Below are 23,318 nucleotides of genomic sequence, written 5' to 3' on the forward strand. Positions count from 1 at the left end.
TACGCGGGTGTGGCCCGCCTCCGGCTCCGGCCGGGGGCGGGCCCTTCGCGTTCGTGTGTCAGGTGGCCTCGCCGTCGAAGCTGGCGAAGTACGAGGCCACCATGTCCTCGTCGCCGTGGCCCGCCTCGATGGCGCGGCGGAACCGCTCCTGGCCCGCCGCCGCCAGGTCCAGCCGCACTCCGACGCGCTCCCCGGCCTCCACGATCAGCCGGGCGTCCTTCTCCGCGGTCCTGGTCGCGAAGCTGGGTTCGAGGTCGCCCCGGAAAAGCTGGCCCGCCTTGACCCGCATATAGCCGTTGTCCAGCGGTCCGCCCTCCACGGCGTCCAGGAAGCCCTGAAAGTCCACGCCCAGCCCCTTGGCGAGGGCGACCGCCTCGGCGGTGGCGTGGGTGACATTGAGGACCCAGCTATTGAGCACCAGCTTGAGCCGGGTGGCGGCGGCGCCCTCCGCACTGTCGCCGACCCACACCGTACGGCTGCCGATGGCGTCGAAGACCGGCCAGACGACCGGGCGGACGGCGTGCGGGCCCGCGGCCAGCACCAGAAGCTGTCCGCTCTCCGCGGGCTGCTTGGTGCCGAGGACGGGCGAGTCGATGAGGACGAGATCCTTCTCACGGGCGAACGCGGCGAGCGATTCCATCGCCTCCAGCCCCGCCGTGGTGGCCTGGGCCCATACGGTCCCGGGGCGCAGCGCGGGGGCGGCCTGCCGCATCGTCTCAAGGGCCGCGGCGCCGTCGTAGAGGATCGTCAGGACGACATCGGCGCCGTCCACGGCCTCGGCCGGGGTGTCGGTGACGCGTACGCCGTCCTGGCCGAGCGGCTCGGCCTTGGACCGGGTGCGGTTCCACGCACGGACGTCGAGCCCGGAGCGGGCGAGGTTGCGGGCCATGCCGGAGCCCATGATGCCGGTGCCGAGGACCGCGACGGACGTTGCCGGGAGTTGTTCGGTCATGCCGCCACGCTAAGACCTGAAGCGTGCTCCAGGTCAAAGGGGTGGCGGCGCGTCAGGCGCTCAGACCACCTGGTGCAGCCATCGGACGGGGGCGCCCTCACCCGCGTAGCGGAACGGCTCCAGTTCGTCGTCCCAGGGCTTGCCGAGCAGCTTGGCGATCTCCGCCTCGAGGTCGCCCTCGCCGCGGACGGAACGGGCGAGGGCGGCACGCAGCCGGTCCTCGGGGATCAGGATGTCGCCGTGCATTCCGGTGACGGCGTGGAAGATGCCCAGCTCGGGGGTGGAGCTGTAGCGCTCGCCCTCGGCGGTGGCGCAGGGCTCGGCGGTCACCTCGAAGCGCAGCAGATGCCAGCCGCGAAGGGCGGACGCCATTTTGGAGGCCGTGCCGACCTCACCCTGCCAGGAGAACTCGGCCCGCCAGGTGCCGTTCGCGGCGGGCTGCTTGATCCAGTCGAGGGTGACACGCACGCCGAGGACGCCCGCGATGGCCCATTCGACATGCGGGCACAGCGCGCGCGGAGCGGAGTGCACATACAGAACTCCACGTGTCGTCACCGGGGCCTCCTGTGCGGTTCGAGGTGCGCCTTCCCCAGCGGCCTCGCGCCCGTACCGGTCCCGCCCGGGACATCGGATCACATTCTGCCCTAGTGATCACTCCCACACCAGTCTCGACGTCACCTTCAGTGAAATTTATCGTGCAGAATTCTCTAGAAAGTGGACAGGATGTGACGGGGCGTAATGTGCTGGTACCGCATAGCGCGCCATGTTCGCCGGGACGACGCTCATCAGGCACAAGAAAAACGTACCGTGCGAGCCAGCCGGAGGAGTGACGTACCGTCGGTCCGGACAGATATCACCCAACAGCCGGAGGGGGAACAGCCATGCGGGTCAGCGCGACACGCCGGAAGCGATCGGCGGCCGCTTCCTCGACCACGCGTACGGTCGTGCGCCCGACCCCGCGCACCACTTCGCACACTGGCCGCCGCACGGCCGGGCGCACTGCCGGGCGCGCCGGCGTGGTGCTGTTCACCACCGCCGCCGTGCTGAGTTCGGCGGGCTGCTTCGGCAGTTCGGACGACCCCTCCCGGCACGGTCCGACCCGCGCCGGGAAGACCCCCGGCGCCAAGCGGACGGTCGTCTGGAACACCCGGCCGAGCTCGATCGCCTCCCTGGGCGACTCCATCACCCGCGGCTTCGACGCCTGTTCGGTGCTCTCCGACTGCCCCGAGGTGTCCTGGTCCACCGGCACCGATGTGCAGAGCCTCGCCCAGCGGCTGCTGCCCGCCACCACCGCCCGTTCGGGCACCCATAGCTGGAACTTCGCCAAGACCGGCGCGGTCGTGGCCGACCTTCCCGGCCAGATCGAGGCGGCCGCGGCCCGCAAGCCGAAGCTGATCACCGTGATGATCGGCGCCAATGACGCCTGCCGGGACTCGGTCGACGAGATGACCGCCACCGAGCAGTTCCGCTCCACCTTCACCTCGGCGCTCACCCGGCTCCGCCGTGACCTGCCGAAGACCCAGGTGTATGTGGCCAGCGTGCCGGACCTGAAGCGGCTGTGGTCGGAGGGGCGGAAGAACGTCTTCGGCAGGCAGATCTGGAAGCTGGGCATCTGCCCGTCGATGCTGAAGAACTCCGAGCACCTGGACGCCGCCTCCAACGACCGCCGGCAGCGGGTGGCGGACCGGGTGACGGAGTACAACAAGGTGCTGAAGGACGTCTGCGGGCGCGATGTGCTGTGCCGGTACGACCCGGCGGTGCACGAATACCGCTTCACCACGTCCCAGCTCAGCAAGTGGGACTGGTTCCACCCCAGCAAGGCAGGCCAGCAGCAACTCGCGGAAATGGCCTACCGCCGCATCACCGCCGCCACGTCCTGATCCCTCCCCGGCCCCGACGCTTTCGGCCGGGGGCCGGGTGACCGAGAGACCCTGACCGGCTCGGACGAGGTGCGCCCCCACCGGGCCGGGCGGCCTGACCAAACGGGCGAGCCTCGCCCGGACCGGGCGAGGTGGACTGCCCACGGAGGCCGGCGGCCCCACCGAGCACGCGCGAGCAGCCTCGCCACGTCCTGGGCCGGAACGGCCCCACCGGGCGGAGCGCGGCCCCACGCCCTGGACCGGAGCAGCCCCACCGGATGGGACACGGGCCCACGCCCCGGGCGAGACGGCCCCACCAAGCCACGCGCGAGCAACCTCACCGCACGCCGCGCCGGAGCGACCCCACCGGCCCCGGGCCCCCCGCCAGCAGCCCCATCGAGCACCCGCGAGCAGCCTCGCCACGCCCTCCGGGCGGGAGCGGCCGCACCGGGCGGGGCCCGCGCGCGGGGTGGCGCCACCCCATCGAGTGAGCACGGCCCCACCAGGGCCGGAGGGCGTGAGTGGGCTGTGGGTCAGCGCGGACGGCCGGTCACACGGGCAGCTGCGGCACGCGACCTCATGGTGGCCGGGCCGCCGCGGCGGCGTTGTGCTGGGCGGGTTCAGGCTGTCGTCGGGACCGGTACCGGGGTCGACAGGCGGCGGTCGGCGGCGCTGTGGGCTGCCTCTGCCGCGTAGGTGCCGGGGATCAGGCGCCAGTTGCTCTGCGTCTCGTCCCAGATCTCCGCCGCCCGGCGGGGCAGGGGGATGGACACCTCCGCCGTCTCCCCCGGGCCCGCCGTGACCGAGGCGAAGCCCGCCAGGCGCCGCACCGGCCGCTCCTCGCCGTCGCCCTCGGGCACGGTGAGATAGAGCTGCACGACCTCGCGCCCCGCCCGGGACCCGGTGTTGCGGACCCGCACGGTCACCGTTCCCAGTGCGCCGTCGGCGGCCTCCGCAGCGGCCTCCGCGAGGGTCTCCCCTGGGGTGAAGTCCATCGCCTCGTAGGCCCAGTCGGTGTAGCCGAGGCCATGCCCGAACCAGTACGCCGGAGCGGCCCCCTCCCGCCGCTCCCACGCGCGGTAGCCGATGAACACGCCCTCGTCGTAGACCAGTCGGCCCTCGCTCGGCGTCACCGCGCTGACCGGGGCGTCCTCGAGCCGCTCGGGCCAGGTCGTGGGCAGCCGTCCGCCGGGTTCCTCCGCGCCCAGCAGGACATCGGCGAGCGCGGCGCCCGCCTCCTGGCCCGGGAACCAGCCCAGCAGCACCGCGGCGACCTCCTCCCGCCAGGCCATCTCGACGGGCGAGCCCGCGTTGACCACCACCACGGTGGGGGTGCCGGTGGCGGCGACCCGCCGCACGAGCTCGTCCTGACGGCCCGGCAGCCGCAGATGCCCGCGGTCGAACCCCTCGCTCTCGACCCTCTCGGTGGTGGCGACCACCACCACGGCCACCTCGGCCGCCGAGGCCGCGGCCACGGCCTCCTGGAGCAGCTCCTCCGCGTCCCGCTCCGGGGCCCGGTGCAGCAGGCTGAAGCAGACGGCGTCGAGAAGGGCCTCCTCGGGGCGGGCCACCGCACAGGTGAGGCTGACCTCCACCGGTGCGCCCGCCGTGAGCTCGACCTGGCCCCGGGGCACCGGCGAGCCCATGAACGCCTCGAAGGGGTCGTCGACGTCCGGCGGGAGCTGCTCCCCCTCGAAGAGCACCTTTCCGTCCACGACCAGCCGGAGGCCGCCCAGCCCCCTGGTGCCGAAGGAGTGCGCGCCGCTCTCGCGCGGGGTGAAGGTGCCGACCGTCTCGACGGTGTGCAGCTCCTCGTAGCTCACGCCCTCGGGGAAGTCGCTGATCCACTGCACCTGTCCGCCGGGCAGCCGGGATTCGCCGAGCACCCGTCCGTCGGCGGCCCGGACCACGGCCCGCAGCTCGAACCCCTGGGCGGCGGGGGTGAGTTCGTCGGTGGGGTCGGCGCCCACCGCGTAGCTGAACTCGACCTCCGGCGGCAGGGCGGCCCGGAGTCCGTCGAGCGGTGAGACCACGTGGTCGGGGAAGACCACCGCCGAGCCGCCGCCCAGCACCCGGGCGTCGCGCGCCGCCGCCCCGATCAGGGCCAGCGACCGCACCCCGCCGGGGGCGCCGGCGTCGAGGGGCAGCACCGCGCCCCGGCCGCCCGCGCCCTCGTTCCGCAGCAGCACGAAGGACCGCCGGGCGATCTCGCGGGCCAGCGCGTCCCCGTCGATCGGGCCGGGCCGGTCGGCGGGGGCGACGGCCGGGGCCGCGCCGTCCAGCACGCCGACCCGGGCGGCCAGGGTGAGCAGCCGCCGCACCGCGTCGTCCAGCTCCGTCTCGGTCACCCGGCCGTCGCGCACCGCGGCGGCCAGCGCCTCGCCGTAGACGGTCCGCGGGCCGGGCATCGCGACATCGAGCCCGCCCTTGAGCCCGCGCACGGTGTCGCGGGCCGCCAGCCAGTCGGAGACGATGAAGCCGTCGAAGCCCCACTCCTCGCGCAGCACTCCCTGCTGCAGCTCGCGGTGCTCGGTCATGGTCGAGCCGTTGACCCCGTTGTAGGCGGCCATGATGCCCCAGGGGCGCGCGTTCTTGACGATGGCTTCGAAGGGCGCGAGATACAGCTCGCGCAGCGCCCGCGCACCGACCTCGTTGTCGACGGTGAAGCGCTCGGTCTCCGCGTCGTTGGCCACGAAGTGCTTGACGGTGGTGCCCACTCCGCCGTCCTGCACGCCCGTCACATAGCCGGTGCCGATCTCGCCGGTGAGATACGGATCCTCGCTGTACGCCTCGAAGTGCCGCCCGCCCAGCGGGGAGCGGTGCAGATTGACCGTGGGCGCGAGCAGCACATGGACGCCCTTGCGCCGCGCCTCCTGCGCGAGCAGCCGCCCCGCGCGCCGGGCCAGCTCCGGATCCCAGGTGGCGGCGAGCGCGGTGGGGCTGGGCAGGGCGATGGAGGGGTCGTCGGCGGTCCAGTGGACGCCGCGGACGCCGATCGGGCCGTCCGACATCACCAGCGAACGCAGCCCGATCGCCGGAACGGCGGGCAGGCTCCACATGTCCTGCCCGGACAACAGCCGCGCCTTGGTGTCCAGATCCAGCAGGCCGAGGGCCTTCTCCACGGCCTCGGCCGTGCCCTCGTCGTCGATCGCGTCCGCCATCGCTCGCCCCTCCCGGTGCGGGTCCTGCCCGGTCCTCGTCCGGGGCCATCCTGGACCCGATTACCTGTCACCAGGTAGGTACCGTTATCATTTCGTTATCGAACATGCTCTACCGTACGAGCATGGACAGGGCGATGGAGCGCGGTACGCGACGCGGTGCGGAACGACGGGCGGAGATCGTCCGTTCCGCGCTCGAAGTGATCGCCGAGCGCGGCTACCGGGGCGCGACCCTCGGGGCGGTCGCCGAGCGGGTGGGGCTCACCCAACAGGGGCTGCTCCACTACTTCCCCACCAAGGACTCCCTGCTCATCGCCGTGCTCAAGGAGCGCGACCAGTGGGACACCGGCTCCGCGCGGCACGACGGCGGGGACGTATGGCCGCTGGACCTGCTCGCCTCGCTGGTGGAGTACAACGCGATGCGGCCCGGCATCGTCCAGACCTTCTCCGCACTCCTCGGCGAGAGCGTGACCGACGAGCACCCCGCACGCGGCTTCTTCACCCAGCGCTATGAGAACGTGCGCGCCGACATGGCGGCCACCCTGCGCGGCGAGTTCGGCGACCGGCTTCCCAGTGGGCTCACCCCCGAGGCCGCCGCGCCGCTGGTGGTGGCGGTGATGGACGGACTGCAGTTCCAGTGGCTGCACGACCGGGACGCGGTGGACATGCCCGCCCTCTTCCGGGCCTTCGTCTCCCTGCTGGGACAGGGAGACGAAGCGGCCGAGGGGTGATGCGGCGATGCGGACGTGGTGTGCGGGCCGTCTCGTGACGGCGGCTCAGCCGTGGTCCGCCACCAGCCTGACGTCCTGCTCGACCCCGACCGCGTTCCTCGGCAGCGACACGAAGGCGGTGTCGGCGGCGGAGGCGCCGACGGCGTCGAACCTCAGCAGCGTACCCTCGGCCTGCGCCGATCCCGGCTCGTACGACCCCACGTCCGCCGCGTCGATCACCCAGCGGTGCCGCTGTCCGTCACAGACCGCGCTGTGGCCGCCGAGGCCATGCCGCTCCCGGCCCTGGGTGAGGGTGACGAGCACGCTGGCCCGAGGGTTCTCCGACTCTCCCCGGACACACCGGTAGCTGCCGTACAGCGTGACGGACCCGTCCGGGGTGACGTCCCCGGTGCGGTCGATGGCCAGATCGTCGGTCCAGGGCAGGGGCAGACGCGGCCGGTCGAACCGCTCCCCCCGGCCGGCCAGGCCCGAGCCGGGGCGCAGCTCCGGGCGGTCGGGCCCGGCGGGCGCGGCATGGGCGGCCGGGGTCGCCATGAGGAGAACGGTGAGGGCGCCGAGGGCGCGGCGGTTGCGCATGGACGTACATACCTCCTGGGGCGGGGAACGGAGGCCCGCCACGGACTCCGTCGCGTCCTCCCGAGCGGAGTCGCCGGACGGATGCCCGTGAGCGGGTGCTCATTTCCCCGTACAGCTACCGGGCGCCCGAACCCGCCCGGGGGAACCTCACCCCCGGGCGGCGTGTCCGGCACCGCCCAACGGGTGGCAACCGGGCGCCCGGTTGACCCCGCGGCGCCCTTACGGTGCTCGTGAAGCGCGCCTACGGTGTTCGCGCAGCGCGCCCTTACCGCCCTCGTGGGAGCGCCCTTAGGGTGCTCGTGGCGCCCTTACGGTGCTCGTGGGAGCGCCCTTACGGTGCTCGTGGGAGCGCCCTCACGGTGCTCGTGGGAGCGCCCTCACGGTGCTCGTGGGAGCGCCCTCACGGTGCTCGTGGGAGCGCCCTCACGGTGCTCATGAAGCGCGCCTACGGTCGCGCAGCGCCCTTACCGTGCTCGCGCGGCGCCCATACCGCCCTCCGGGAACGCCCTTACGGTGCTCGTTCCTCCGGGGCCGCCTCCTCGAATCTTCCCGCCGACGCGACCACTTGGCGCGACGCCGCCGGATCGCCCCGCAGCCCCGGGGCCAGGGCCAGCGTGACGGCGACCGAGACCGCCGCCATCGTGGCCATCGCCACGGCCGGCGAGGTGGGCTGGGCCAGCGCCCCCGCGAGGGCGGCGGACACGCCCTGCATGGTGAGCATCCCGGAGGAGTGCAGCCCCAGGGCCTGGCCGCTCATCGCGTCCGGGGTCAGGGCCATCAGCCGCTGCTGGAGCGGCAGCGTGGCCGAGAAGCCGATCGAGGCGAGGGCGACGGCGGCCAGGGCGAGGGGCAGCGGCGGATGCAGGGCGTAGACCAGATACGGCACGGCGAGCAGCAGCCGCAGGGGCGCCGCGAGCCGCTCCCGCCGGTGCGGTGGCAGCAGCCGTCCGGTGAGCAGGTCCCCCATCAGCATGCCCAGGGAACCGGCGGCGAAGAGCAGTCCGGCGTGCCGGGGCGCGTAGGGCACGAAGAGGGATTCACAGCCGACGATGAGCCCGTTGGGCACCCACAGCGCGTAATAGACGTGGCGGCGGGGCGCGGAGGACCACAGCCGTGTGTTGACCCGCCAGGTCTCGGTGACCGAGGGCCGTCCGCCGGTCCGGGCCGGACGACCGCTCAGGGCGAACCGGGCGACGGCCGCGGCCAGCAGATACAGCGCGGCGGCGGTGAGCAGGGTGCCGCGTGCCGAGAGGGCGGTCACGAGGAGGCCACCGGCCGCGTAACCGCCGATCTGCATGGTGCCGCCCGACATGTTGATCACCGAACGGCCCAGCAGATAGCCCTCCTTGGGCAGGATCTCGGTGAGCAGTCCGTAGCGGACGGCGCCGCCGAGGGCCGCCGCGGCGCCCAACCCGAACACGAGGGCGAAGACGGCCGCCACGGGCAGCGCGGGGAGGGCCAACGCGGCGGTCCCCAGGGCGAAGAGCACCGCCAGGCCGGACAGCGCGGCGCGCGGCGGCAGCCGGTCGGCCGCCGACAGCAGCGCCAGCGCGCCCGCCACTTGCGCGAGCGAGGGGCCGAACATGCTGAGCGCCGAGAGCAGCGGTGAGCCGGTCGCCGCGTAGACCAGGGTGCCGAGGGCGAGCCCGCTCGCCGTCGAGGCGGCCACCTGCGTGGCGGAGATCAGGAACAGCGGGGTGAACTCCGGGGTCCGGAATACTTCTCGATAGGTGCGCATGGCCCTCAGGCTCGGGAGTCTCCGCGCGGTGGCGTTATTGTTTCGCGCGGACGCGAAACCACGCGAAACGACGCGGTGGCGGCGGGGGTGGCCGATGGGGCTGTGGCTGGTCGACGCGGATACGCTCGCGCGCAGCCGGTTCGTCCGCTCCGCCCTGGCCGAGACCATCGCGGCCCTGGTCACCCTGGAGCGGGCGCGCGCCGCGCACCCGGGCGAGCGGGCCTGGCTCGACGCCCATCTGCCCGCCCACCGGGCGCGGTTGGCCGACGACCCGGTCACCGCGCTGCTCGTCCGGGCCGCGCTGGGCCGGACCTGGCTCGCGGACTTCCTCACCCAGACGCCGGGCGAGGGCGAGCCGTCCTTCGAGGAGGAGCTGGCCCGGATGCGCGCGACGTCCCCCGCCGCCGCGCGCCGCGACCTCGCCGTCTCCCTCGGCCGCTCCCCGCTCCCGGCCGCGCTGTGCCGCGACGATCTGCCGGGGCGGCTCGCGGATCTGCTGGAGTGGGTGTGGACGGAAGCCGTAAGGCCCTCCTGGCCGCGCCGCCGCCGGATCATCGAGGCCGATGTGGTGGCGCGCACCGGCCGGGTGAGCCAGGGCGGCTGGGCGGCGACGCTGGACGACCTGCGGCCGGGGATGCGGTGGCTGGGCGGCAGCCGGCTGCAGATCAACGCCCACGACAACCCGCCCCGCGCGGTCCACGGCGCCCAGTTGCTCCTCGTCCCGGTCACCCCCGCCACCGGATGGGTCTCCTGGGACGCGCCGCACCGCTACGCCGTGATCTACCCCTGCGCCGGCGCCCTGACCGCCCCCGGCCCTCCCCCGGCCCCGGACTCCCTGGCCCGCCTTCTCGGTCCGGCCCGGGCGAGCGTCCTGGTCCTGCTCGACACTCCGAAGAGCACCACCCATCTGGTGGCCCTGACCGGCCAGACCCTGGGCTCGGTCGGCCGCCATCTGCGCGTCCTGCGCGAGGCCCGCCTGGTGCGGCGGCGACGGGCGGGACGGTCGGTTCTGTACGACCGGACGACGGCGGGCGAGGTGCTGGTCGAGGCCCAGCGAACCGCCTAGTCCTCGCACCAGCACAGTAACGAACATCCCTGGACCCATGTTGTCCAGTGAGATGATCGGTCATGATGGTTCTTGATCGGTCATGATGGTTCGTCACGTTCGAATGTCATTCGACGCGCGACCATTGACACCCCTGACGGGGGCTGACTACGGTCACGCCAAGATTTCGAACGTGTGACGAAATATCGAACATCGCGAAGGGTCGATTGCTGTGCGCATCACCGGTATCAGTACGCATGTCGTCGGCACCCCCTGGCGGAACCTCACCTATGTGCAGGTCCACACGGACGAGGGGATCACCGGCGTCGGCGAGACCCGCATGCTCGGGCGGACCGATGCGCTGCTGGGCTATCTGCGCGAGGCCGAGCTCAACCACCTCGCCGGGTCGGACCCGTTCGCGGTGGAGGACCTGGTCCGGCGGATGAAGTACGGCGACTACGGCCGGGCGGGCGAGATCGTGATGTCCGGGATCGCCTGTGTGGAGATGGCCTGCTGGGACATCAAGGGCAAGGCGCTCGGGGTGCCCGTCTGGCAGTTGCTCGGCGGGAAGGTGACGGACAAGGTCAAGGCGTACGCCAACGGCTGGTACACCGTCGAGCGCACCCCCGAGGCGTTCCACAAGGCGGCCTCCACCGTGGTCGAGCGCGGCTACCGGGCGCTGAAGCTGGACCCCTTCGGCACCGGCCACTTCGAGCTGGACCACGCGGAGACCCTGCATTCGATCTCCCTCGTGGAGGCCGTAAGGGACGCGATCGGACCGGAGGCCGAGCTGCTGGTGGAGATGCACGGGCGGTTCAGCCCGGCGACCGCCGTCCGCATCGCCGGGGAGCTGGAGCGGTTCCATCCGTCGTGGCTGGAGGAGCCGGTGCCGCCGGAGAACCTCAAGGCGCTGGCGAAGGTCGCGGAGAAGACGCGCCTGCCGATCGCGACGGGTGAGCGCATCCACGACCGCATCGAGTTCCGCGAGCTGTTCGAGTCGCAGGCCGCCGACATCATCCAGCCCGACGTCGGCCACATCGGCGGCATCGGCGAGGCGCGCAAGCTGGCCGCGACGGCCGAGACGCACTACGTACTGATCGCGCCGCACAACGTGGGCGGCTCGGTACTGACCGCCGCATCGCTACAGCTCGCCGGCTGCACCCCGAACTTCAAGATCCTTGAGCACTTCAACGACTTCGCCGACGCGGAGATCAAGAAGGTGGTCAAGGGGGCCCCGCAGGTCGTGGACGGCTACTTCCAGCTCTCCCACGAGCCGGGTCTCGGCGTGGAGCTGGACACCGACGCGGCGGCCGAATTCCCCCAGCAGCAGGCCCGTTTCGACCTGTGGGCCGAGGGCTGGGAGAAGAGGGACCCGAAGGGCGGGGCGAAGTGACCGCGCTCGTCCTCGACGCCCCCGGCGCGTTCCGTCTGGTAGAAACCGGCACCGCGCCCGAACAGCCCGCACCCGGCGCCGGTGACGCGCGGGTGCGCGTCCACGCCTCCGGAATCTGCGGCAGCGACCGAGAGCTGTACCAGGGGAACCGGCCCGAGGGGTACGTCCGCTATCCCGTCACCCCCGGCCATGAGTGGTCCGGGACGGTCGAGGCGGTCGGCGCGGGCGTCCCGGAGGCGCTCGTCGGCCGTAAGGTCGTCGGCGAGGGATTCCGCAACTGCCAGGTGTGCGACCGCTGTCACGCCGGGGACACCACCTTGTGCACGGCCGGGTACGAGGAGACCGGCTTCACCCAGCCCGGGGCGATGGCCGACACCCTGACCCTGCCGGCCCGGCTGCTGCACCCGCTGTCCGACGACGCCGACCTGGGCGCGGCCGCCCTGCTGGAGCCCGCCGCCTGTATCGCCGCCGCCGCGCTCAAGGCCCAGGCCCGGCCCGGTGAGCGGGTCGCGGTGGTCGGCACCGGCACGCTCGGCATGATCGCCGTACAGTTCCTCGCCGCCGTCTCCCCCGCGCGGCTGCTGGTGGTGGGCACCCGCCCGGACCGGAAGCAACTGTCGCTGGACTTCGGCGCCACCGACTTCCGCACCCGCGAGCAGCTCTCCGACCAGCTCTCGGGCTACGACGTGGTCATCGAGACCGCCGGATCGGCCTCCGCCGCCCGTAACTCCGCCTCGCTGCTGCGCCGGGGCGGCCGGCTGGTGCTCACCGGCATCCCGGCGGCGTGCGCCGACGGGCTGGACCCCACCGACCTGGTGGTCCGCCAGATCGAGGTGCAGACCGTCTTCGGGGCCCCGCCCGCCGCCTGGTCGCACGCCGTACGCGTCTTCGACGCGGGGCTGCTGACCCTGCGACCGCTGATCACCCATGAGCTGCCGCTGACCGACTTCGCCTCCGCGATCGAGCTGGTCGGCAGCGGCGATCCGGCCGTCGGCAAGGTGCTGCTGCGTCCGCAGGGCCTCGACTAGCAAGGGCCTCGGTTAGCACATGTGGCACGCCTCCCGCACCCGTCTCCCGTCATCCCACCAGCCTCCCGGACCGTTTCTAGTCATCCACCCAGCCCCACCCGGACAACGATGTCCTGGGCAGCACCAGCCGGACACCGAACCACCGGCCATCACTCCACAGGGAGCACCGTGACCGCCGCCTCACCCACCACTCCCGGCCCCCGCCGCCCCGCCGACGCGGCCCTCGCCTCGCTCGGCCACGCCACGCCCGCCCCCGACCCCGCCGACGCCTCCGCGCACGCCTTCCCCGACGGCGGCACCTGGCGCACCGAGATCCCGTCCGTCGAGGGTCCGGAGGCGCTGGCCACCGTGTTCAAGGAGGCCGGGCGGCTCGATGTGCCGATCCACCGGATCAGCCAGGGCAGCGGCGTGTGGATGCTCACCGATGCCGAGATCACCGAGATGGTGGAGTCCTGCGCCGAGCGGAACGCCGAGCTGTGCCTGTTCACCGGCCCCCGCGGCACCTGGGACATCGGCGCCGCCACCCGCTCCGACTCCGGCGGCGGCGGCCTGCGCGCCCGTGGCCATGACGCGGTGGCCGGATGTGTGGAGGACGCGCTGCGCGCCGTCTCGCTGGGCGTGAAGTGCCTGCTGGTCGCCGACGAGGGGGTGCTGTGGCTGCTGAACGGGCTGCGGGAGCGCGGTGAGCTGCCCGCGGACACCACCTTCAAGCTGTCCGCGCTGGTCGGCCCGGTCAACCCGGCCTCGTTCGCGGTGTACGAGCAGCTCGGGGCCGACTCCATCAACATCCCGTCGGACCTCACGCTGGAACACCTCACCGAGATCCGCCGGGTCTCCCGCGCCCCGATGGACTTCTATGTCGAGGCCCCGGACGACCTCGGTGGCTATGTCCGGCTCTATGACGCGGCGGAGCTGATCCGGCGCGGCGCCCCCATCTATCTGAAGTTCGGGCTCAGCAAATCCCCGGGGATCTACCCGTACGGCGCCCAGCTACGGGACGTGGCACTGGGCAGCGCCCGTGAGCGGGTGCGCCGCGGGCGGCTCGTGCTCGACCTGCTGGGCCGGCTGGGCGCGGACGGCGGGATGTCCCCGCTCGGCTCCCGGCTGCCGGGTCCGCTGCGGCGTTTCACCGCCGACGCGGCCCCCTTGAATTCCTGACGCAACGACGCCCCAGGGAAGGACCCCACACCATGCGCACGGTAAGAGGAGCACGAGCCGCGGCGATAGGCGCCGGCCTCCTCGCGCTCTCGCTGACGGCCACGGCCTGCGGCCAGGAGGCGGTCGGCGGCAGCCGGTACAAGAGCAAGGAACAGGGAGGAACGATCGGCCTCGCGATGCCGACGAAGTCCTCCGAGCGATGGATCGCCGACGGCCGGAACATGGCCAAGCAGTTCCAGGCGGCGGGCTACAAGACGGACCTGCAGTACGGCGAGGACGACGTACGCACCCAGGTGGCCCAGCTCGAAAACATGATCACCAAGGGCCACCGGCTGCTGGTGGTCGCGCCGATCAACGGCGGGGCGCTCTCCGACGTCCTGAAGCAGGCCCATGAGGCCAACATCCCGGTCATCTCCTACGACCGGCTGCTCCTGGGCACCAAGAACGTCGACTACTACGCGACCTTCGACAACGAGAAGGTCGGCCGGCTCCAGGGCCAGTACATCGCCGACAAGCTGGGGCTGTCCAAGGGCCGCAAGGGCCCGTTCTCCATGGAGCTGTTCGCCGGGTCCTCGGACGACAACAACACCAAGTACTTCTTCAACGGCGCGATGAGCGTCCTCAAGCCGTACATGGACAAGGGCGAGCTGGTCGTCCGCTCCAAGCAGACCAGTCTCAACCAGCTCTACACCGAGAAGTGGAGCGGAAGCGCCGCCCAGGACCGCATGGAGGACCTGCTCAACAAGGCGTACAGCAGCCGCGATGTCGACGCCGTGCTCTCGCCGTACGACGGCATGTCCATCGGCATCCTCTCGGCGCTCAAGGGCGTCGGCTACGGCACCAAGGCCAAGCCCTATCCGGTGGTGACCGGTCAGGACGCCGAGCTCGCCTCCGTGAAGTCCATCATCCGGGGCCAGCAGACGCAGACCATCTACAAGGACACCCGCAAGCTGGCGAAGGCCACGGTGGACATGGCCAAGGCGGAGCTGACCGGCGGCAAGCCCCCGGTCAACGACACCAAGTCGTACGACAACGGCGAAAAGGTCGTGCCGACCTTTCTGCTCAACCCGGTCAGCGTCGACAAGTCCAACACACAGGTGCTGGTCGACCAGGGTTACTACACCGCGTCGCAGCTGAAGTAGGGCGGTTCCGGGCTATGAGCACCATTCTCGAATTGCGCTCCATCACCAAGACCTTCCCCGGTGTCAAAGCGCTCTCCGATGTCAATCTCCATATCCGCGAGGGCGAGATCCACGCCCTGTGCGGGGAGAACGGCGCGGGAAAGTCCACCCTGATGAAGGTGGTCAGCGGCGTCCATCCGCACGGCAGCTACGACGGCGAGATCCTCTTCGAGGGCGAGGCATGCGCCTTCAAGGACATCCGCGCGAGCGAGCAGCGCGGCATCGTCATCATCCATCAGGAACTGGCCCTGATCCCCTATCTGTCCATCGCCGAGAACATCTTCCTCGGCAATGAGCACTCCCGGCGGGGCCTCATAAGCTGGAACGAAACTCTTCGACACGCCACCGCGCTGCTGAAGCGGGTCGGTCTGACGGATTCGCCGCAGACCCGCGTCACCGATATCGGCGTGGGCAAACAGCAGCTCGTGGAAATCGCCAAGGCGCTTTCCAAGGAAGTCAAGCTGCTCATCCTGGACGAGCCGACCGCGGCGCTCAACGACGAGGACAGTGGAAAACTCCTCGATCTGCTGCTGGAGTTCAAGGCGCAGGGCATCTCCTGCATCCTGATCTCCCACAAGCTCAATGAGATCCGCCGCGTCGCCGACTCCGTCACCATCCTGCGCGACGGCCAGACCATCGAAGCCCTGACCGTCCGGGAGACCCCCGAGGCCGATCCCGAGGTCTCCGAGGACCGCATCATCCGCGGCATGGTCGGCCGCGACCTGGACCACCGCTTCCCCGACCGCACCGCGTACGAGGGCGAGGACTCCTCCGAAGTGGCCCTGGCCATCGAGGACTGGACCGTCCACCACCCCATCGACCAGCAGCGCAAGGTCGTGGACGCGGTGTCGCTCAATGTGCGGCGCGGCGAGATCGTCGGCATCGCCGGGCTGATGGGCGCCGGCCGCACCGAACTCGCCATGAACGTCTTCGGCCGGGCGTACGGGCGCTACGCGGGCGGCCGGGTGTTCCGGGACGGCCAGGAGGTCCGTACCCGCACCGTGCCGGAGGCGATCGACCACGGCATCGCGTATGTCACCGAGGACCGCAAGACGTACGGGCTCAACCTCGACGACACCATCAGCCGCAATGTCTCGCTCTCCTCGCTGACGAAGGTGGCACGCCGCGGCGTGGTCAACGAGCACGAGGAGTCACGGGTCGCCGAGCGGTTCCGCAGGACCATGAACATCAAGGCCCCCACGGTCTTCGAGCGGGTCGGCCGGCTCAGCGGCGGCAACCAGCAGAAGGTCGTCCTCAGCAAGTGGATCTTCGCCGGTCCCGAGGTGCTCATCCTCGACGAGCCCACCCGTGGCATCGACGTCGGGGCCAAGTACGAGATCTACACGGTCATCAACGACCTTGCGGCTCAGGGCAAGGCCGTCATCTTCATCTCCTCCGAGCTGGGCGAGCTGCTGGGGATGTGCGACCGGATCTACACCATGGCGGCCGGGCGGCTGACCGGGGAGGTTCCCCGGGACGAGGCGACCCAGGAAGTTCTGATGCGCCACATGACGAGGGACAGAGGAGACGAAGGATGAGCACGGCCACCCAGAAGACCGAGAGCCCGGCCCCACCGCCGGCCGAGGGCTCGCCCAGCGTCGGGACGCTGCTGCTGCAGGGCCTGCGGTCCAATATGCGGCAGTACGGAATGCTGGTCGCGCTCGCCCTGATCATCGTCATCTTCCAGATCTGGTCGGACGACATCCTGCTGCGCCCGCTGAACGTCACCAACCTGGTGCAGCAGAACGGCTACATCCTCATCCTCGCGATCGGCATGATGATCGTGATCATCGCGGGGCATATCGATCTGTCGGTCGGCTCGCTGGTCGCCTTCATCGGCGCGGCAGCCGGCGTCATGATGATCAAACACGATATGCCGTGGGGCCTCGCGGTCGTCCTCTGTCTGCTGCTCGGCGCGGTGGCCGGGGCCTGGCAGGGCTTCTGGATCGCCTACATAGGCATTCCGTCCTTCATCGTCACCCTGGCCGGAATGCTGGCCTTCCGCGGCGGCACCCAGATCCTGCTGGACGGTCAGTCCCTGTCGCCGTTCCCCGACGGCTTCGAGAAGATGAGCACCGGCTTCATCCCGGAGATGGGCCCGTACACCGAATACCACAACCCCACGATGGTGATCGGCCTCGTCGTCTGCGCCGCCGCCGTCTGGCAGGAGTGGCGCGCCCGGCAGCAGCGGGCCGCCTATGAGCTCGACGTGGTGCCGCTCGGTCTCTTCTTCGTCAAGTGCGCGGCGATCGTGGCCGCCGTGATGGCGTTCACCATGACGCTGTCGAGCTGGCACGGGGCGCCGTACGGGCTGCTGATCCTGGCCTGCCTCTTCGTCATCTTCAGCTTCGTGATGCGCAACACCGTGATCGGCCGGCATGTGTACGCCCTCGGCGGCAACCAGCCGGCGGCCAAGCTGTCGGGTGTCCGGGACAAGCGCGTCACCTTCCTGGTCTTCGTCAACATGGGTGTGCTGGCCGCCCTCGCCGGTCTGGTCTTCGCCGCCCGGCTGGGCGCCGCCACCCCCAGCGCGGGCCTCAACTTCGAGCTCGAGGCCATCGCCGCCGCGTTCATCGGCGGCGCCTCGGCCAGCGGCGGTGTGGGCACGGTGCTCGGCGCGATCATCGGTGGTCTGGTGCTCGGCGTGCTCAACAACGGCATGTCGCTGGTCGGCATCGGCACCGACTACCAGCAGGTGATCAAGGGTCTGGTGCTGCTGGCCGCGGTCGGCTTCGATGTCTGGAACAAGCGCAAGGTCGGGTCGTAACCCCTCGACCGCGGGATCGTCACCCCTCGACCGCGGGGTGACGCCCCCTCGACCGCGGGGTCATGGCCCGTCGGCTGCCGGGTCGGACCCCGTCAGCTGTCCCTCTTGGATCTAGCCTTAGGGAGCCGCATATGACCACGAGCAGACGCACGGTGATCACGGCTGCGGCGGCGGCCGGACTGGCGGCATCGGCCGCCACGACCGGCACCGCCCACGCGAAGAGCGGAGGAGACTCCGCGGGCAGCGGGGGAGACTCCGCGGGCAAGGGAGGCGCGGTGAAGGAACACTTCGGCACGCTCGCGGACGGCACGGACGTCGACCGCTGGACGATCGAGAACGGCCGCACCCGGCTGCGCGTGCTCAGCTACGGCGGCATCGTCCAGAGCCTGGAGATCCCCGACCGGCACGGCCGCCGCGCCAATGTGTCGCTCGGCTTCGACGACCTGGACTCCTACGTCGCCAACAGCCCGTACTTCGGCGCCCTCATCGGCCGCTACGGCAACCGCATCGCCCGCGGCACGTTCACGCTGGACGGCAAGAAGTACCAGCTCCCGATCAACGACGGGCCGAACAGCCTGCACGGCGGCGACAAGGGATTCGACAAGCACGTCTGGTCCGTGGAGGCGTTCCGCAAGGGCGCGGACGTGGGGCTCACCCTGCGCCGGGTCAGCCCCGACGGCGAGATGGGCTACCCCGGCACCCTCACCGTGCGCGTGGACTACACGCTCACGGCGGAGGGCGACTTCCGCATCGACTACGAGGCCACGACCGACAAGGCCACGGTCGTGAACCTCACCAACCACACGTACTACAACCTGGCCGGGGAGGGCAGCGGCTCCATCTACAACCACCGGCTGGAGATCGCCGCCGCCCGCTACACCCCGGTCGACAAGACCCTCATCCCCACCGGCGAGCTCGCCAGGGTGGCCGGGACCCCGTTCGACTTCCGCCGCACCAAGGAGATCGGCCGGGACATCCGGGAGGCGCACCAGCAGGTGCTGTACGGGCAGGGGATCGACCACAACTTCGTGCTGGACAAGGGCATCACCAGCCGTCCCGAGCACTTCCTGACGGTGACCGAGCCGGAGTCCGGCCGGGTGATGCGGATCGCGACGACCGAGCCCGGTGCGCAGTTCTACACCGGCAACTTCCTGACCGGCACGTTCGCGGGCACGTCGGGGAAGGTCTACCGGCAGGGCGACGCCTTCGCCCTGGAGACCCAGCACTTCCCGGACTCGCCGAACCAGCCGTCGTTCCCGTCGACGGTGCTGCGGCCGGGGCAGACGTACCGGTCGACGACCGTGCACTCGTTCTCGACGCGCTGAGCGGCTCCGCCGCGCGCGGCCCTGTAGCTCATCGGTTCCCCTCCCGTACCGTGCTCAAGAGCACGGTACGGGAGGGGTTGTCGTTTCCCCCGGGCCCCCGGGCCCCCGGCGCCCGGCCCCGGCCCCGGCGCCCCCGTCGTCCGTCACCCCTCACCCGAGAGGACCCCCGCATGAGACCGATACGCCCCCGGCTCGCCCTGCTCGGCGCCGCCCTGCTCGCCGCCGCTCCCCTGAGCCTCGCCGTGCCGGCGACGGCCGCAGCCGACACCACCGCCACCCCCACCGTGGAGGAGCAACGGCTCGAGGCGGCCATGCCGCAGGAGATCCTGCGACGCAGCGGGTTCGACAAGGTGGCACCCGACTTCGCCCGGGCCCTCGCGGAGACGCAGTCCGCGACGGAAGCCGAGCGTGTGATCACCCGCGAGGGCCGGGCCCTATGGCAGCGGGCGGTGGACCGCGTACAGGGCCGGGGCCCCGCGGGCGGCGACCTCAGCAGGGACGACGACCGGCCGCTGTACTGGGCGCGGCTCGGCATGACCCGCGCACTCGGCCAGTGGCGGCCGGGCTTCCCGCTCCCCGACGCCCGCCGCGCCGCGCTCCTCACCACGCTGGAGCGCACCTCACGCGGAGAGGACTCGCTCGACCTCCCCGCCGGTAAGCACCTCAAGCGCATCGTGGTCACCGGCTTCGACCCGTTCCAGCTCGACGCCGACGTACGCCGCTCCAACCCGTCGGGCGCGGCGGCGCTCGCCCTCGATGGCACAACGATCCGTACGGACAACGGCCCGGCCCGCGTCGAGACCGCCGTCTTCCCCGTCCGCTGGACGGACTTCGCGGACGGCACGGTCGAGCGGACCCTGCTGCCCGCCTTCCGGTCGGGCCCGCGCCGGGTGGACGCGTTCATGACGGTGAGCCAGGGCCGGGTGGGCCGCTTCGACGTCGAACGCACCAACGGCGCCTGGCGGGGCGGCTACCCCGACAACGCGAACATCTCCCGGACCGAGACCGTGCCCATCCCCTCCGATGTGCCGACCCAGCACCCCCAGCCGCAGTGGACGACGACCACCCTTCCCTACGACAAGATCGTGGCGGCGCACACCGGCCCCACCCCCGTCTACGACCACACCGAGGTCACCGAGATCCCGGCGGGCGCCACTACCCCGGTGGTGCAGCCGAACGGCGACGGCCCGCGCGGGCGGTGGCGGCGACTACCTCTCCAACGAGATCGCCTACCGCGCCACCCTGCTGCGCGACGCGGTCGCCCTGAAGGCCCCGGGCGGCCATCTCCACACCCCGGTCCTGCAGTTCGGCCCCGACAACACCGACCCCACCACGGGCCAGATCACCGACCCCGACTTCGTCCACAACCGCGAAGCCATCACCGCCCAGGTCCGCTCAATCCTCACGGTGGTCGCCAACACGAACCCTTGAATCGGCGAGCAACAGAGCCAAGGGCCCAGCCGGAAGCAGAAAGCGGCCCTGCGCGACCGCGTCGATCGCATCGCCCATCGACCACCACGAAAGCTTGAAGTCCTGCTCAGTAGGGGTGAGTTCCTGAGGTCCGACGCTCAGCCGCCGGGCCTCGAAAAGATGCACACGCGCCGTGGAGCCGAGGGTCATCGCATACGACCCCAGCGAACGCCACGTCTCAGCCATGCCCCCCTCCTCCCGCAACTCCCGCCGCGCACACTCCTCCGCCGTTTCCCCCGCCTCCCTGCGCCCGCCCGGCGAAGCAGGCGGGTTCGTTGATTTCTGGCCGGTGAGTCGCAGGAACCGACGCGTGAGTGGTTCACCGACAGCTATGAGTATGGCGGGTTCGCGGCCTACCGGGCTCGGGGCGAGCAGGTCCGTCATTGCTGCGATGCGTCTGATCCACCGGCGATCTGGATGCCATGGTCGGAACGGGCTTGACCTTGACGCTGGGTCAACCCTCCATCCTTCCGGAGGAGCTTCCGCGCAGTCGCCTGGAACAGCTTCGCGAAGGAGGCAGATGACCATGACAGCCCAATCGATCGCCGGTCCGGCGATTCGCGTGCAAGGTCTCAAAAAGGCGTACGGGAAGCTCGAAGTCCTGCGCAGTGTGGACTTCGACGTGGCGCCGGGCAGCATCTTCGCCCTGCTCGGTTCCAATGGGGCGGGCAAGACCACGACCGTGAGGATCCTCGCCACGCTCCTGAAAGCCGACGCGGGGGCGGCGAGCGTCAATGGCTTCGACGTTGCCACGCAACCGGCGAACGTGCGGGAGTCCATCAGTCTCACCGGGCAGTTCGCGGCCGTCGACGAGATCCTCAGCGGTCGGGAGAACCTCGCCCTCGTCGCCAGGCTGCGCCACGTCAAGGACCCGGACGCGATCGCGGATGACCTGCTGAGGCGTTTTTCGCTGAGCGAGGCGGGCGCGCGCCGAGTGTCCACGTATTCGGGTGGGATGCGCCGCCGGCTGGACATCGCGATGAGCCTCATCGGGAATTCGCCGGTGATTTTCCTGGACGAGCCGACGGCCGGTCTTGACCCCGAGGCGCGCATCGAGGTGTGGGATGCGGTGAAGGAGCTCGCCGGCTACGGAACGACGGTGCTGCTCACCACGCAGTATCTGAACGAGGCCGAGCAGCTGGCCGACCGGATCGCGATCCTCCACCAGGGGCGGATCATCGTGAACGGCACCCTCGCCGAGCTCAAGCAGCTCTTCCCTCCCGCCAAGGTCGAGTACGTCGAGAAGCAGCCGACTCTCGAGGAGATCTTCCTCGCAGTCATCGGCGGCGGCGACAAGAGCGACGCCACTGAGACAACAACTGGGGGACGAGGATGACCGCGTACTTCTTCCACGACACTGCCGCGCTCACGGGGCGGACCCTGCGCCATGTCACACGCAGCATGGACACCATCATCACGACCGCCATCACGCCGGTCGCCATGATGTTGATGTTCGTCTACGTGTTCGGCGGCGCAATTGATACCGGGTCGGTTTCGTATGTGAACTACATGCTGCCCGGCATCCTGCTCATGACCATCGCCTCGGGCATCTCCTACACCGCGTACCGGCTGTTCACCGATGTGAAGAGCGGGATCTTCGAGCGATTCCAGTCCATGCCGATCGCTCGGTCGGGTGTGCTGTGGGCCCACGTCGTCACCTCTCTGGTCGCCAACCTGATCGCGCTCGTGCTCGTCGTGGGCGTCGCTGTGCTCATGGGCTTCCGCACGGGGGCAGGAGTGTCGGCATGGCTCGGGGTCGCCGGCATCCTGCTCTTGTTCACCCTGGCGCTGACCTGGCTCGCCGTGATCCCCGGGCTCTCCGCGTCGTCGGTCGAGGGAGCGGGCGCGTTTGCCTACCCGCTCATCTTCCTGCCGTTCGTCAGCTCGGCGTTCGTGCCCACAAAGACGATGCCCGGCCCGGTGCGCTGGTTCGCCGAGAACCAGCCGGTCACGTCGATCGTCAACACGATCCGCGACCTGTTTGCCCAGCGGCCGGTCGGCGACGACATCTGGACCGCCCTCGCCTGGTGTGTCGGCATCCTCGTCGTGGCGTACGTCTTCGCGATGGCCGCCTATCGCCGGAAGATCGCCTGAGGCAGGCTGAGACCCATGCTCACCATCAGCCAGCTTGCGGCGTACGCCGGGGTGACAGTACGGGCGGTACGTCACTACCACCGGATCGGGTTGCTGCCGGAGCCTGAGCGCGACCGGTCCGGATACCGGACCTACGACGCTGTCGCGGTCGTGCGACTGATCCGGATCCGCACTCTGGCAGATGCCGGCGTGCCGCTGGCCCGGGTGCAGGAACTCCTCGCCGCCGGCCCGGAGGAGTTCGCCGGCGGCGTCCAGGAGATCGACAAGGCCCTGCGTGCCGAGATCCGGCGGCTGCAGGACACTCGCAGCCGACTCGCCAGGCTCGCCGCCGGAGAGCACCTGGCGCTTCCGCAGAGCGTTGTGGACTACCTCGACCGGCTGCGCGGTCTCGGCGTTGAGGAGCGGTACATTGAGATGGAGCGGGACGCCTGGATCATGATCGCCGCCCAGGTGCCGCATTCGATCGACTCCGTGATCGCCAAGAAGCACGAGGAGCTGGACGACCCCGAGATGGTGAAGCTCTACAGCCTTCTCGGTGGGGCACTCGACTGGCCGGCCGACGATCCGCGGATCGTCGAGGTCGCCGACATCATGGAGCGCTTGATGGTTCGCGCTGTGGAGGCCGGCGAGGTGGGTGCCGATGACGGCATCGACGATCAGTTTGTCGACCTGCTGGACTCAACCATGGTCGAGTCCTCACCGCACGCCGCGCGGCTGTTGGCGATTCTGGAGGAGCGGGGCTGGAGGGGCTGGACCCGCATCGAGCGAGTGCCTGCCGAGAGACTCAACACTGAGCTGTCGCCATCGTGAAGGCAGGTCAGGGTCCTGGAGTGACGCTATTTG

At 70.8% G+C, this 23,318-nt stretch carries 19 protein-coding genes and 1 pseudogene; 14 read left to right on the top strand and 6 right to left on the bottom strand.

What is annotated here, in order from left to right; all coding sequences use genetic code 11:
* Positions 1–58: 58 nt before the first annotated feature.
* Positions 59–952, bottom strand: a complete 894-nt coding sequence (locus STRVI_RS35325; protein ID WP_014060367.1) for an NAD(P)-dependent oxidoreductase — start codon at positions 950–952, stop codon at positions 59–61.
* Positions 953–1,012: 60 nt separating this feature from the next.
* Positions 1,013–1,507 carry a DUF3145 domain-containing protein gene (locus STRVI_RS35330; protein ID WP_014060368.1) on the bottom strand — a complete coding sequence of 165 codons (495 nt, stop codon included), beginning with the start codon at positions 1,505–1,507 and terminating at the stop codon, positions 1,013–1,015.
* A gap of 326 nt (positions 1,508–1,833) precedes the next feature.
* Here STRVI_RS35330 and STRVI_RS35335 point away from each other — a divergent pair, with 326 nt between their 5' ends.
* Positions 1,834–2,832, top strand: coding sequence for an SGNH/GDSL hydrolase family protein (locus STRVI_RS35335; protein ID WP_014060369.1), 999 nt, complete (start codon positions 1,834–1,836; stop codon positions 2,830–2,832).
* A 599-nt stretch (positions 2,833–3,431) separates the two neighbouring features.
* Here STRVI_RS35335 and STRVI_RS35340 read toward each other — a convergent pair.
* On the bottom strand, positions 3,432–5,972 hold the full coding sequence (locus tag STRVI_RS35340; protein WP_014060370.1) for a glycoside hydrolase family 3 protein: 2,541 nt from the start codon (positions 5,970–5,972) through the stop codon (positions 3,432–3,434).
* 122 nt (positions 5,973–6,094) lie between these two features.
* Between STRVI_RS35340 and STRVI_RS35345 the strand changes: the two genes are divergently transcribed.
* Complete coding sequence (locus STRVI_RS35345) at positions 6,095–6,700, top strand: TetR/AcrR family transcriptional regulator (RefSeq protein WP_106685998.1); 606 nt, start codon at positions 6,095–6,097, stop codon at positions 6,698–6,700.
* 45 nt (positions 6,701–6,745) lie between these two features.
* On the opposite strand, the gene STRVI_RS46710 is transcribed toward STRVI_RS35345, so the two are convergent.
* Both STRVI_RS46710 and STRVI_RS35355 read right to left on the bottom strand, forming a co-directional pair.
* Entirely contained in the window at positions 6,746–7,276 is a 531-nt protein-coding gene (locus STRVI_RS46710) for a DUF6299 family protein (protein WP_014060372.1), read from the bottom strand.
* A 508-nt stretch (positions 7,277–7,784) separates the two neighbouring features.
* Positions 7,785–9,014 (bottom strand): MFS transporter, encoded by a 1,230-nt coding sequence (locus tag STRVI_RS35355; RefSeq protein WP_014060373.1) that lies wholly within the window; start codon positions 9,012–9,014, stop codon positions 7,785–7,787.
* Between the two features lie 94 nt (positions 9,015–9,108).
* Between STRVI_RS35355 and STRVI_RS35360 the strand changes: the two genes are divergently transcribed.
* The 9 genes and pseudogenes from STRVI_RS35360 (at position 9,109) to STRVI_RS35400 (ending at position 20,342) form a co-directional block, all read left to right on the top strand.
* Positions 9,109–10,080, top strand: a complete 972-nt coding sequence (locus STRVI_RS35360; RefSeq protein ID WP_014060374.1) for an ArsR family transcriptional regulator — start codon at positions 9,109–9,111, stop codon at positions 10,078–10,080.
* Between the two features lie 211 nt (positions 10,081–10,291).
* The gene (locus STRVI_RS35365; RefSeq protein ID WP_014060375.1) at positions 10,292–11,452 is read left to right on the top strand and encodes a mandelate racemase/muconate lactonizing enzyme family protein; all 1,161 of its coding nucleotides are present in this window, start codon (positions 10,292–10,294) and stop codon (positions 11,450–11,452) included.
* The gene (locus STRVI_RS35370; RefSeq protein WP_014060376.1) at positions 11,449–12,480 is read left to right on the top strand and encodes a zinc-dependent alcohol dehydrogenase; all 1,032 of its coding nucleotides are present in this window, start codon (positions 11,449–11,451) and stop codon (positions 12,478–12,480) included. Before STRVI_RS35365 ends, STRVI_RS35370 begins: the two co-directional genes overlap by 4 nt.
* 168 nt (positions 12,481–12,648) lie before the next feature.
* Complete coding sequence (locus tag STRVI_RS35375) at positions 12,649–13,638, top strand: hypothetical protein (RefSeq protein WP_014060377.1); 990 nt, start codon at positions 12,649–12,651, stop codon at positions 13,636–13,638.
* Between the two features lie 32 nt (positions 13,639–13,670).
* On the top strand, positions 13,671–14,780 hold the full coding sequence (gene chvE, locus STRVI_RS35380; protein WP_014060378.1) for a multiple monosaccharide ABC transporter substrate-binding protein: 1,110 nt from the start codon (positions 13,671–13,673) through the stop codon (positions 14,778–14,780).
* A gap of 14 nt (positions 14,781–14,794) precedes the next feature.
* Positions 14,795–16,357, top strand: coding sequence for a multiple monosaccharide ABC transporter ATP-binding protein (gene mmsA / locus STRVI_RS35385; protein ID WP_014060379.1), 1,563 nt, complete (start codon positions 14,795–14,797; stop codon positions 16,355–16,357).
* A complete protein-coding gene (gene mmsB / locus STRVI_RS35390; RefSeq protein WP_014060380.1) occupies positions 16,354–17,586 on the top strand; it encodes a multiple monosaccharide ABC transporter permease in 1,233 nt (410 codons plus the stop codon). The genes mmsA and mmsB overlap by 4 nt, the downstream gene beginning before the upstream one ends.
* 131 nt (positions 17,587–17,717) lie before the next feature.
* On the top strand, positions 17,718–18,911 hold the full coding sequence (locus STRVI_RS35395) for an aldose epimerase family protein (protein ID WP_014060381.1): 1,194 nt from the start codon (positions 17,718–17,720) through the stop codon (positions 18,909–18,911).
* Between the two features lie 170 nt (positions 18,912–19,081).
* Positions 19,082–20,342 (top strand): annotated as a pseudogene (locus tag STRVI_RS35400) (pyroglutamyl peptidase).
* Here the strand turns inward: STRVI_RS35400 and STRVI_RS56545 are convergent.
* Positions 20,307–21,020 carry an NUDIX domain-containing protein gene (locus STRVI_RS56545; protein WP_435532598.1) on the bottom strand — a complete coding sequence of 238 codons (714 nt, stop codon included), beginning with the start codon at positions 21,018–21,020 and terminating at the stop codon, positions 20,307–20,309. The pseudogene STRVI_RS35400 and the gene STRVI_RS56545 overlap by 36 nt on opposite strands.
* Here STRVI_RS56545 and STRVI_RS35405 point away from each other — a divergent pair.
* From STRVI_RS35405 to STRVI_RS35415, 3 genes are read left to right on the top strand one after another with little or no spacing between them, the layout of a single operon-like run.
* Entirely contained in the window at positions 20,908–21,717 is an 810-nt protein-coding gene (locus STRVI_RS35405; RefSeq protein WP_014060384.1) for an ABC transporter ATP-binding protein, read from the top strand. The two genes, STRVI_RS56545 and STRVI_RS35405, sit on opposite strands and share 113 nt — an antisense overlap.
* On the top strand, positions 21,714–22,475 hold the full coding sequence (locus STRVI_RS35410) for an ABC transporter permease (RefSeq protein ID WP_014060385.1): 762 nt from the start codon (positions 21,714–21,716) through the stop codon (positions 22,473–22,475). The genes STRVI_RS35405 and STRVI_RS35410 overlap by 4 nt, the downstream gene beginning before the upstream one ends.
* A 15-nt stretch (positions 22,476–22,490) precedes the next feature.
* Positions 22,491–23,285, top strand: coding sequence for a MerR family transcriptional regulator (locus STRVI_RS35415; RefSeq protein ID WP_014060386.1), 795 nt, complete (start codon positions 22,491–22,493; stop codon positions 23,283–23,285).
* Positions 23,286–23,318 lie beyond the last annotated feature (33 nt).

The organism is Streptomyces violaceusniger Tu 4113, from assembly GCF_000147815.2.
Lineage (GTDB): Bacteria > Actinomycetota > Actinomycetes > Streptomycetales > Streptomycetaceae > Streptomyces > Streptomyces violaceusniger_A.